Source organism: Paenibacillus urinalis, from assembly GCF_028747985.1.
Classification (GTDB): Bacteria; Bacillota; Bacilli; order Paenibacillales; family Paenibacillaceae; genus Paenibacillus; species Paenibacillus urinalis.
In genome coordinates, this window is record NZ_CP118108.1 from 5,099,546 (window position 1) to 5,111,430 (window position 11,885).

The window sequence follows — 11,885 nt, forward strand, 5'->3', positions numbered from 1 at the left end:
TTTACCCCTTCGGATTTAATTTGTTCGCCGCCTTGTTCATTAGACCGACGACAATAAACGTAATGACGATCATAATCGTTGCGATAACCGACGCGAGGAACCAATCGTTCAGCGTCATTGCATTCTGATACAGGAACGTGGATACGACCCGTTCTTTACCTCCCAGCAGCGCAGGTGTCGTATAGGCCGTCAAGCTGCCGACGAACACAAGCGTCGAGCCCAGCACAAGGCCCGGAACCGCCAGCGGGAACACGATGCGTCTGAAGGCTGTAAACCGGGAAGCGCCGAGGCTCTCCGCAGCCTTGATCAGATCCGTATCGATATTCTCCAGCACACCCACCAGTGAAATAATCATAATCGGCAGGAACAGATGCAAGAGACCAATCGTGATCGAGATCGGTGTATAGAGCAGGTCGAGCGGCTCATTGATCAGACCCATACCCATCAAAGCGTTGTTGACGAGTCCTTTGCGGCCAAGAATGATCATCCAGCTGAAGGAACGGACAACCGGGCTTGTCAGCATCGGGAAGATCGCCAGTGCAATCAGGATCGCTTTCTTACGAGCACTGCGCTTGGCAATATAGTAGGCTGTCGGAAATCCGAGCAAAATACATAGCACCGTCGTCAGCACACTGACCTGCAGCGTAGTCCACAGAATTTTCAGAAAATAAGTGTCTTGTAAAAAGTGTTGGTATCCCGCAAGTGTCAGGCTCCCATCCTGCACAAAGGTAGAGCCGATCGTCAGCACGATCGGAACCACCATGAACAGCGTCAGAAACAGGAAACCCGGCAAGAGAAGGTAATAAGCATATTTATTCTTCATTTAAGAGGCTCCAATGGGTTTGTTAAGTGCTTCAATAAAATGTTCCAGAAAAGCAGCCTGATTCACTTCCTCGCAGACCAGTACATTCGCTTCTTGTCCCAGTCGATTCTGGAAGTCGCAGACCATCTGTCCATCGCACAAGCGGCTTGCCGTTTCTACATCGACGTAATACGTATTTCTTGTTACCAAATCGGGATTCAGCGCTACCCCTACTGCAAGCGGATCGTGCAGAGCACAAGCACGGACTCCGTTCATTTGTTCATAGCGCTTGATGTAGATGGCTGTGCTCTGCGCGACATATTCCTTGATCGCAGGAATGGTGAGACGCTCAATATGAGCTTCCGTCAGCAGCGTCTGCCGTGTCACATCCAGCCCCACCTGCGTCAGCTTAGGGAATCCGGCCTGCAGCACGATACGGGCTGCTTCAGGATCGGCATACGTGTTGTACTCTGCAACCGGTGTGACATTGCCCATGCCTTTGACAACGCCGCCCATGAAGATCACTTCTCTGACATGCTTAACGAGATCGGGCTGCTTGAGCAGCGCAAGCGCCAGATTGGTCAGGGGCCCTGTCATAATGAGTGTCACTTCGCCTGGTCTCTGCATTACCGTCTCGATGATACGGTCTGGGGCAAATCCGCTGTCCGCCTGCTTCTTGGCTGTGTACTCCTTGAGTGCTCCGCCTAGACCATCCTGTCCATGCACGCGGTGCTCATAATACGATTTGCGGATAAGCGGGCTCTCCGAGCCGCGATATACAGGAATTTGATCGGCCTGCATGAACTCAAGTATTTTACATGTGTTCTCTGTAGCTTGATCCAGTGACACATTGCCGCATACGGTCGTAATGCAGGCAATGTCGTCTTTGCGAGTTTGAACCGCCAGCATGATGGCGAGTGCATCATCAATACCTGTGTCGACATCCAGCAGAATCGGATTCATAGGGCTCCTCCTTAGTTTGCAATTTCACGGTTCCAGCGGTCTGTCCATACAGCTGCATTGTTGTTTACAAACTCCATGTCCAGAAGCTTCAGCTGGTCTACAACGTCTGCACCATAAGTGATACCCTCTGCTTCTTCCTCTGTCAGCTTCACGTTCACGTTAACTGGGGAATCCACCTTGGCTTTGGCAGAAGCGGTCTGTACTTCCTCGCTCAGCTGCCAGTTAATGAACTCTTCTGCAAGCTCTTTATTTTTCGATCCTTTTACGACGTTCACTGTATTCATTACGGCATACGCGCCCTCACTAGGTGTTACGAACTTCGCTTCAGGCACAGCAGCCTGGATATCCTTGAAGTACATTTCCATGATCGGTCCGCCCGCAATTTCCTCTTGAGCGAACATGTTCACATATTCTGAGGTTTGGCTGTAGAACTTCACCACGCCATCCTTCACTTTAGTCAGTTCGGCAAAAGCAGCATCTTCATTGAATGCGGTATTGCCAGCTACGGTGGATGCTGCATCAAGCACCATAGGTCCTGCTGTTGCCGTGATGTTCGGCAGAGTTAGATTTCCGGCGAATTCATCGCTCCACAGATCGCTCCAGGATGTCACTTCGTTCTTAATCAGGTTCGGGTTATAGGCAATGCCCAGCTGTCCCACGGTGTAGGCTGGACCGTAATCCTCACCAAGCGGTGCTTTGGCAGAATCATAGATTTGTTCGATGTTCGGGATGTTCGCACGATCGATGGTTTCAAACAACCCTTCCGCAATACCTTGCTGTGCATAATAGTCGGACAGGAACACAATATCGACCTGTGAAGTTCCTTGACGGATTTTGTTAAGACGTTCTGCGTTGTTTCCGACCTCAACGACAATGTCAACGTTATGCTCTTCTTCAAACGGAGCGTATACTTGCTCATTGAAGAATTCTTCCGAGAAGCCCCAAGTCGATATGACCAGTTTTTCTTTTGCCGCTCCGCCGCCGTCGCCGCAGCCTGCTAGCAGCATGGAAGCTAGTGCAACACTCGTAATTCCTGTCAGTACCTTTTTCATTGTAAATTTCCCCCTTAGAATCTTTTGTCTTTTGTAATATGGCCCAAAATGAAACAAAAAAAAGAAAAGTATCCTTGTCAATGTACAAGAACACTTTTCTTCGTAAACAAAGAAATAGCGACACCCGCTTCTAAATTCACTGGTTCTCCTCCAGAGTAGATCCGAAGTTGATTGCCGTCATATATGGGAATTGATGAGTTGTAGACTCGATCTTCACCCTATTGTCAGGACTCTTCGCGCAGGATCAGCGTCGTAATCGCAATCTGCGTCGGAGCGTCATAATCTCTCAGCAATGCTTCTATCTCAAGGTTCATCTGCTCCTCAAGCTTGTCCCGAAATATCTTCTTGTATAGAAGAGACATTCGAAAATCAACTTCCTGCTTGAGTTCAGGGGCTTCCCCTTCAAGAGCAGCCGAACGAGGTGAACGGCGGTGCTTCGCATAGAAGGTAACAATCCGATCGTCAACACTAGCCTTCAGGAGGGTCGTGCCGAATCCGAATAGCTCCTTAGATACTTCATTGTAAATCTGGCACATCTTCTTCTTGTTCTCGTTCGTGTCCAGCTGCATTCAGATACCACCTTCACTATTCGAAAGATACTACCGTACATTCGGACATCTCACAGGTTTGATTATACATAATCATTCGGATTCAAGCAAGCGATAAGGAATATTTTACACAAAAGGTTATTAAAACACGAACATTGCCAAGGGTCATTTGCTTGTTTTATTCGGAGCTGCCAGATTCCTGTTATCAATGCCGACATATATAAGGTTCTTGATAAGAACAAGAAAACCTCCCATTAGTGCCCATAAATCTAGTGTGCCTCTAATGGAAGGTTTTCATTTATGAATCCATTTCATAATACATTCAATAAATATGGGCGTATTCCTGATCCTTTACCCGACCTCGGTAAGCACGTACATACCGCTCGGGTTGTACAAATACGGCTCTTCTTCATTAAAACATTCGGGTTCATACTGGCTGGCATACGTTCTACCATAAATCTTGAATTCTTTGCCTGCACTGCTCTCTTCTTCCGTCTGCGTCAGCAGGCCATACAAGAATTGAGACATGACCTGCATTGAAGCATCCGGATCGGTATCTATGCTGATCGCTGCTTCGGGAAGGCCAAACATCTGCATCCCGCAGGAATAGTAGTATTGCTCATTCTGCCGATAGCTGACAAAGGTATGCAGCAGCTGGTCGACTCTGGCTTCACGGGTCAGCTTGTCCCATTCCTCGGAAGTATAAGCTTTGCCTGAATTCTCAATCTTCACCGCCAGCCCGCCGCTCTTCAGCAGAAGCTGTACTGCCGGCACGATTTTTTGTACCGCATCCAAGCCGCCCATATAGCTCATCAGACGTAATACATGAGTATGCTTGTCCAATTTGTGCAATGCCTTGTCGTTCATCATGCCTCGTTCCGAATAATAGAAGGACTCTGACAGCTTGGCCTCATGCTCCTGGAATCGAACTTCAAACGCACGATTGTGCTTCGTATCCATCAGCAAATCTTCAGCCAGCACATATTCGCTCCGACTCTTCTTCTGAACCGAACGCTTCAGCCTGTCCCGATCCTTCCACTGACCTGGAATACATATAACTAGCTTATCATTCATTTTCGTTGAATATCCTTTCTCGTCAACACCTGAAGGTGACTTCCCGTCCTCAGCTCGGCGCTTAATCTGCTGTTCATGCCTAAGACGCATCCTTTCATTTTACCAAAACAGGGCCTAGAGTGAAAACCGTTCGTACAAGGCTCGTACAAAAAAAAGCGCTGATGATTTTCGGATCAGGAACAGCCCGGTCCGGGAAACATCAGCACTCTTATTTTGTAAGGCAGGTATTAATAGCGCTTAGGCGCTGCTCTCTTCGCAAGCTCTACCAGATAGGCAAAGAAGGCATCCGGATCTGTATCATATACCAGATTTACTGGCTTGCCGTTCGGATCAATAACCGTACGTCCTTGGCTCGGACCGTCTGGAATGACGGAACAATGAACCACTTTTCGTGTAACCAGGTCTTCCCGACCCACAGCTGCTGTCGTTAAAACATCCCACAAATAGTAGGTAGAGTTCGTCTCGCTGTATACGAGCGGCGGCACTCCGGCATAGCAGTTACCCAGGAAGTCTACACCCTCGTAATTGCGGTCCTTCGCCCACAGATTACGTACAGCAGGGGTAAGTGGAACCTTATTCGTGCTCTCCAGCGCCACAAGATCAATCTCAATACCCGTCTGCCAGATTTGATGTGCAGCTTCCGGATCCCAGTACACGTTCCATTCCGCTGTTCCATCATGCTCCGGCTCCTGAACATTCCCGTTCTCAAACGTACCGCCCATCCAAACCAGACGTTGGATCTTCTCTTCAATCTCCGGTGCTTCCTCAAGCGCACGTGACAGATCGGTAAGCGGACCTGTGAAGAGGAGCACGGTCTTCTCTTCTGTATTGTTCAGTGTCTCAATGATATGTTTATGTGCAGGCAGCTCCGACAACGGAGCTTCCATCATGCCCGACTCGTTCAGAATCGGCAGTGCATCAACGAAGTAAGAATGAATTCTCCAGTCGCTTGGAAAAGGATTCTTACCGCGTGAATTCGATTTAGCCACTTCCACCGGATAGGTGCTGAATCGATCTATAATTTTGCGGCTTGCATCTGTTGCCGGTTCCAAATAGCCGTCCGCCGGAATAACAGATACACCGGTTACCTCAACGTTATCCATTTGCAGCAGCATAAATAGTGAAACAAGATCATCAACACCGCCGTCATGGTTAAGATATACTTTTGCCTTCTTTGTCATGTTGTAAATCCCCCTGCTTGTCTAGTCTGATGCTTCATATCGGGTTAAACTTCATCCATCTTAATTCTTATCCTGCTGCAAATGCAACCATTCTGCTGATATTATCTCTTTACTAATGCAAAAGGGCATGTTAGCCTCTATACTTCTGCTAACATGCCCCTAATTATATATTTTTTTACATTTTCTGTTGTTGATCTGCAGTCTGAACCGCTTCCTTACGGCTCAGCTTGCCTGGCCAGAAGGCCCATCTTCCCAGCACGGTAGTAATTGCAGGAACTAGGAACGGTCTTACAATGAAGGTATCCAGCATCACACCAAGCGCTGTAATAATACCGAACTGCACCAGTACCTGTATCGGCAGTGTCGCCAGAACGGCGAAGGTTCCTGCCAGAATAAGTCCTGCAGAGGTTATAACAGAGCTGGTCTCTCCAACCCCTTCTTTGATCGCCTGCTTGAGCGGCATCTGCTTGCGCTTCTGCCAAATGCTTGAGACCATGAAGATATTATAGTCCTCTCCGAGTGCAACAAGGAATACAAAAGCATATAGCGGAATTGCTCCCTGAATGGCGTCCGCTCCAAGGCCGTAATGAATAATAAGCCAGCCGAGGCCGAGCGCCGAGAAGTAAGACAGAATGACGGTCCCGATTAAATAAAGGGTGGCCACGATGGAGCGCAGATAGAGCAGCAAGAGCAGGCTGATCAGACCAATAACAACCGGAATGATCACTCTGGAATCCCGTTCGCCCGTAATCTCGGAGTCATACTGTGCAGCTGTCTGCCCGCTGATCCATACGTGATCCTCAGGACTGGCCACGCCGGCTGCAGCCAGTGAGGCTTCTGCCTCTGCTCTCAGATCGGGAATGTGCTGCATCGCCTCCATGGAATACGGATTCATGGACAGCTCTACATCATAGCCCGCAATCTGGCTGTTCTCAGCCCCTTGCTGCGGTTCAGACACCAGATCTACATATTCAAGCCCAGCCAAACGCTCTCCAAGGTCAACCTCTTCCCCCTTGGTGTCCACCATTACTTTGACCGGAGCAAGCTCTCCCTCAGAGAACTGCTCACCAATGATCGTAAAGCCTTCACGTGAAGGCACATCCTCCGGGAAGGAGGACAGCAGATCATAGGTGAATTTCACCTGCGGTGAGAATGCAGCAAGCACACTTAGCAGCAGCACAGCTGATATGATAACCGTCCATGGACGTGTCGTAACGATTTTGCCCACCTTACTCTCCTTCTCCTTATGCGGAGCAGGAACCGGCTTGCCTTTCTTCTTCGCATGCACTGCAGCGAGCTCAGGTGTTCTTGGCACAAACGGATAGAAGGAGGCCCGGCCAAAAATCGCAAGCAGTGCAGGAATCAGTGTCAGGCTGGCAATAAACATGATCAGAATCGACAGGCTGAATGGAACTGCAAAGCGCTGATAAGCCCCATACTCGGCTAACAACAGAGCAAACAAGGAAATCACAACGGTAAAGCCGCTCATGGCGATAGCGCCTGAGGAGGTCATAATCGCCTTGAACAGAGCCTTCTTCTTGTCAGATTCATGCCACAGCAGCTGGCGAAACTTCGAAATGATAAACAGACAGTAATCTGTACCTGCCCCGAACAGAAGCACGGTCATAATGGCAATGGACTGAGAATCCACTGTGATCAGGCCTTGATCAGCCAGTAGCCCGAGCAGGGGACTGGTCACCATATAGGCAAAGCCAACCCCGATCAGCGGGATGATTGCCAAGATCGGAGATCGGTATATAAGTAACAGAAGGATTAGTACTAACAATACGGTTGCGATGAGCAGGGATACATCCGCATCCTCGAACAACCCGGTAGCATCAATGGAGATACCGACGGGTCCGGTTACACGCGCACTCAGCTCGTCACCATTGATATCGGCTTCAAAAGGACTCGCACCGTATAACTCCTCAGCCTTGACCTCCAGCTGTTTGATTCCTTCCTCCAGAGCAGCTGCATCCGCGGCTTCATCAAAGAACACCGGAAGTATAATCGTGCTGCGGTCTTCAGACAGTTGGGCATCCAGTGCCGGAGGCGGCAGCTCATGCAGCGGGACAACCAGGCTCTGATTAGCCACAGGCTTGCTTGTCAGTTCTTCGGTAAGCTGCTGAAGGTTGGTTAAATCCTCATCTTGCAGCCCGCCCTCCCGGTGCCACACGATTAGTGCTGGAACACCTGTATTGTTCGGAAACTCCTGAGCAGCCAGACGCTCTGCCTGTACGGATGCCTTGTCATCGGCAAGGTTCTCCGCATTGTTATTCTCACGTTCACCTACGGCAGGCAGCGTCAGGTTAAGAACGAGAGCGAGGACGATCCATACGAGGAGCGTAATCCATTTGCTTCGCTTTCCTGCAACCCATTTACCATAATCCGGGCCGGATTCAAGCATTATAGTTCTCTCCTTTTTGGATATTGCTTTTTTTGAATTCAATTCATAACACCGACTCATTTAACTTGAATAAGGAAACCATTAATAATATGATCAAAGCAATTATATATACCGGAAGGTTAATTATCAAGTTTAATTTTGATAAAATTCGTATCTTGTCATAAACTGTTCACAGGAGGTTTCATATGAAAAATACACAAACCCCGCGTACGCCGGGCAGACCCAAGCAAACCCATGATCAAGTTCCGATTCAGGAGACGATACTCAGGACAGCCTCCATACTCTTCATGGAGAACGGTTATGAGCCGGTATCGCTTGCTCAAATCGCCAAAATATGTAATGTGACCAAGGCATCCATCTACTATCATTTCACTAGCAAGCCTGAGCTCTTCAAGATTTCTGTGACGACCATGCTGACGAATGGGTACAAGCATACAGCAAAGTTCCTTGAAGAAGCTGATACATTCGAACAAGGGCTGCTTCGCGTTGCCGAGGCCAAGATCGCTAGACCTCACGCGGAGATGGAGACGATTATGCGTGAAGCCGAAGCGTTCTTAAGCCCGGAGCAGATCAAGGAAATTCGAGATGCAGAATACCGCATCTATGAAGTGATGTCTGTTCATTTTGAGAAGGCTATGGAACAAGGTGTACTTAAGAAAGGCAATGCCATGCTCCTCGCCCAGGCTTTCACAGCGATGCTGATGCTCGGCAATCGGGAGGACACAAGAATTCAGTACCCCGCCCCGCTAGATCTTGCACAAGTGCTGGTCGAATTGTTTCTGCAAGGTGCTGCGCAGCAATAAAGAACGGAGCTCATGGTGAGTCTCCGTTCTTTGGCATGAGAAATTTCAGTCTGCGCTCCAGCACCTTTATCTCAGCCGGTGCAGAGAGATAGACTTCTCCATCCGTATCTGCCGGCATCTCTCCTTCTGTCTGCAGATGAATATGACTCGCCTTGAAATATTTCAGGCTGTCATTATGCGGCTCCCACCTGCCTTCCGGCTTCCTTGCCAGCAGCTCCCGGAGAAGAGGGATACCCGCCTGGCGTATGATGAGTACATCAAATTGTCCATCCGTAAGCGAATCCTTGGCAAATGGCAGTGTGCTGGTGCCTAGAGACCTGCCGTTCGATACATAGATCATCACAGCCTCATCTTCAATCTGTATGCTCTCCGTCTTCAGCTGATAACGAAAAGGTTCGGCAGCCCGAATCGTCTGCAGTGTACTGATGAAATAGCTCAGCTTGCCGAGTGATCCTTTGAGGGTCGGATCAATATTTTCAGAAGTCTCCGTTATGATCCCAACTCCGAAGAAATTCGTGAATACCCGATCATTGGCCATGCCAAGATCCAGGCTTACCGCGTCTCCGTGGATCAAAGCCTCCGCCGCCTGAGGCACATTGATCGGAATACCGAGCGTTCGTGCAAAATCATTACAGGTCCCGCCCGGCAATATGCCTACTACAGGCGGACGATGAAGCTGTGCCAGCCCGTTAATGCATTCATGAACTGTACCGTCTCCACCCAGAATAAAGACCGCATCCACATCTTCGCCCCGCTCTCGGCATATCTTCTCCCCGTCTCCTGCTCTCTGAGTCTTCATAACCACAAGCTCTGGAATAACAGGGGCCAGCGCAGACACCGCTCCGCCGACCATACTCATTGCCGAACCCGCTGCTTCGTTATGGATGAGGAGTGCTTTTTGAATATCCATGCTTATCTCCTCCCCACCAAAATCAAGTCTTTACTTCTATATATCTACCCTAAATGAGGAAGAAATAAAACAAGCTCAGCGCTGCAGACGATGAACCGATCGCTTTATTGTGTACCCATTGGATCATTTATGGACCCCACGAACAGCCAGGCTCCCGTATCCTCATCCTCAATGACTGTAAAGAAGGGCCGATTGATATTCATCACTTTGGTATCTGTGACCATTGCCGCTGATTCTTCCATAGCCACGGAAGTCGCTGCCGCTGCCTCGGAGCCCTTTTCATTCACTTCAAGCACGGCTTTATGCTGTACATCACTAATGAATAAGTTCCCACCTGACATTCTTGAGAAGTCAGCGCCTTGGCCAAAAGCCGATTTCATCCCCATATTCTTAAGCGAGTCTACCAGCCCGGCTTCATATTCGACCTTGTATTTCGGCATGGAGAGCTGAACCAGATGTTCATCGAATGGAGCGGCAAATACTTCAGGCTGCTGTATCAGCTGCTTCATGGTGTCATCCAAGCTCTTGCCCTCAGCCGGCAGAATCACCAGCATGTTCATGCTTGAATCACGATATGGCAGACGAACGGCCTGCCAGTCCTCTGACTCCTTATACCCATACAGATTGGTATCGTGCATCATCGGTATGTTCAGCTCCGTACCATCCCCGGTTGTAAAAGCCTCCTCCTTTGTTAGATTCTCATCGAAGGTGTACAGCCAGGTTCCTTTGAAATATAGGGCATTCAGCAAATAAGCTCTCACCGCGCTGTCCAGAGGCTCGCTCAGCATCTTGTCTATCAGACCTTCTGTTCTCTCACTGACCCAGGTATTGATGGAATTCATGGCTTCCTCGGAAGACAGCTCTGCTTCCAAGATCTCAGCTCCATAGCTGGTTCCTGCCGCTTCAAGAAACGCCGGTTTTAAGGTGTATCCCGTATCTACCCAGACCGAGTTTGCTGTCATCAGCTCCACCCCTTGACCTGGGCTGTTCAGAAGCTGCATATATATGCGGCTGGCCTCATTCACCCCTTCCATACTTAAGCCAGTAAGCCCAAGTACTTCTGCCATTTCCTGCTCCGTTACACCATTGGAGCCGGTATAAGCAAGCGTTAAGGCAGAGGCAATGCTGTAGGGCGAGATCAATACATTCTTAGGCGCGGCGTCCTGAGCTTGAAGCTCCTCCATCAGCTGGATACCAAGCGTATTCTGCGATTGAATCAACACCGGGTCTAATGCTGCAGCCAGCCGATCACGCTCCTCTGAACTTATCTGCTCGACCTTAGCAGGCAGCGTGGACAGGCTTTGCGGAATCTCTCCCTTCACATCTGCTTGAGATGCACAAGCACTTAAACCGAGCACAAGCATGATGGCCAGAAACGATCGTTTCACTGCCTTCCCTCTCTTCGTCATCAGCATCCTAGTCATCCCCCTTTTATATTGATAGACTCTCTCGGCAGCAGGATGGTTCCAATGATGTTAGTGTCTGGTATGGAATTTTTTTCTTAAATTCTAGCGTGTCTTATACCGCTCAAGAGGGTAATGAAGCTGTAAAATGATGTCCATAACGAGGAGGAGTGTTCCTATGATTCCAGCAACGCTTGAAGAACTTGAAGCTATTCGCAAAGAATGCCGTTCCATGGTAAATACGAGAGCCTTCGCATCCGGCGGCACTGCGCTTGTACCGATTCCCGGAACAGATGTTGTCGCGGATGTAGGCATGCTGATGCAGCTCCTGCCTGCCATTAATGATAAATTCGGCCTGTCCGAGAAGCAGCTGAGCGGTATGGATGCGGAATCCAAAGCAGCGATATACGGACTTGTCATGTCCATGGGGAGCGCAGTAATCGGTAAGCTCATCACACGGGAACTGGTCATCAAGCTGCTCCAGAAGGTTGGCGTACGGATGGCGGCCAAACAAGCGGCACGCATTATCCCTATCGCCGGTCACGCTTTATCTGCAGCGCTGAGCTTCTCTGCCATGCGGTATGTTGGCAATAAGCATGTAGAGGATTGCTATAACGTCGCCAGACAGCTGATCGAGCAGAGAAGAGCGAAAGAGCTGGAAATACCGGCAGACGCTGTTATTGTAGACACGGTTAAAGTATGACCTGATCCAAGCTGTCCGTCATGATCATGCTGTTCATGA

Annotated in this window: 11 protein-coding genes; 2 read left to right on the forward strand and 9 right to left on the reverse strand. The window is 49.2% G+C overall.

Going from position 1 to position 11,885, the window contains the following annotated elements:
* Position 1: 1 nt before the first annotated feature.
* From PUW25_RS23630 to PUW25_RS23660, 7 genes are all read right to left on the reverse strand, one after another.
* Positions 2-823, reverse strand: coding sequence for an ABC transporter permease (locus tag PUW25_RS23630; RefSeq protein ID WP_047911319.1), 822 nt, complete (start codon positions 821-823; stop codon positions 2-4).
* On the reverse strand, positions 824-1,765 hold the full coding sequence (locus PUW25_RS23635) for a nucleoside hydrolase (RefSeq protein ID WP_274337680.1): 942 nt from the start codon (positions 1,763-1,765) through the stop codon (positions 824-826).
* A gap of 11 nt (positions 1,766-1,776) precedes the next feature.
* Positions 1,777-2,817 (reverse strand): ABC transporter substrate-binding protein, encoded by a 1,041-nt coding sequence (locus PUW25_RS23640; RefSeq protein WP_047911317.1) that lies wholly within the window; start codon positions 2,815-2,817, stop codon positions 1,777-1,779.
* A 224-nt stretch (positions 2,818-3,041) separates the two neighbouring features.
* A complete protein-coding gene (locus PUW25_RS23645; RefSeq protein WP_047911316.1) occupies positions 3,042-3,386 on the reverse strand; it encodes a hypothetical protein in 345 nt (114 codons plus the stop codon).
* 330 nt (positions 3,387-3,716) lie between these two features.
* The gene (locus PUW25_RS23650) at positions 3,717-4,439 is read right to left on the reverse strand and encodes a hypothetical protein (protein WP_152557687.1); all 723 of its coding nucleotides are present in this window, start codon (positions 4,437-4,439) and stop codon (positions 3,717-3,719) included.
* 227 nt (positions 4,440-4,666) lie between these two features.
* Positions 4,667-5,620 (reverse strand): nucleoside hydrolase, encoded by a 954-nt coding sequence (locus tag PUW25_RS23655; protein ID WP_047911314.1) that lies wholly within the window; start codon positions 5,618-5,620, stop codon positions 4,667-4,669.
* Between the two features lie 175 nt (positions 5,621-5,795).
* Complete coding sequence (locus tag PUW25_RS23660; RefSeq protein WP_274337682.1) at positions 5,796-8,027, reverse strand: MMPL family transporter; 2,232 nt, start codon at positions 8,025-8,027, stop codon at positions 5,796-5,798.
* Between the two features lie 185 nt (positions 8,028-8,212).
* Between PUW25_RS23660 and PUW25_RS23665 the strand changes: the two genes are divergently transcribed.
* A complete protein-coding gene (locus PUW25_RS23665; protein WP_047911312.1) occupies positions 8,213-8,830 on the forward strand; it encodes a TetR/AcrR family transcriptional regulator in 618 nt (205 codons plus the stop codon).
* A gap of 10 nt (positions 8,831-8,840) precedes the next feature.
* Here PUW25_RS23665 and PUW25_RS23670 read toward each other — a convergent pair whose 3' ends face one another.
* Positions 8,841-9,740, reverse strand: coding sequence for a diacylglycerol/lipid kinase family protein (locus PUW25_RS23670; protein WP_047911311.1), 900 nt, complete (start codon positions 9,738-9,740; stop codon positions 8,841-8,843).
* Between the two features lie 104 nt (positions 9,741-9,844).
* A complete protein-coding gene (locus tag PUW25_RS23675; RefSeq protein WP_205054542.1) occupies positions 9,845-11,155 on the reverse strand; it encodes a serpin family protein in 1,311 nt (436 codons plus the stop codon).
* Between the two features lie 166 nt (positions 11,156-11,321).
* Here PUW25_RS23675 and PUW25_RS23680 point away from each other — a divergent pair, with 166 nt between their 5' ends.
* A complete protein-coding gene (locus PUW25_RS23680) occupies positions 11,322-11,846 on the forward strand; it encodes a hypothetical protein (RefSeq protein WP_205054541.1) in 525 nt (174 codons plus the stop codon).
* The last annotated feature ends 39 nt before the right edge of the window (positions 11,847-11,885 follow it).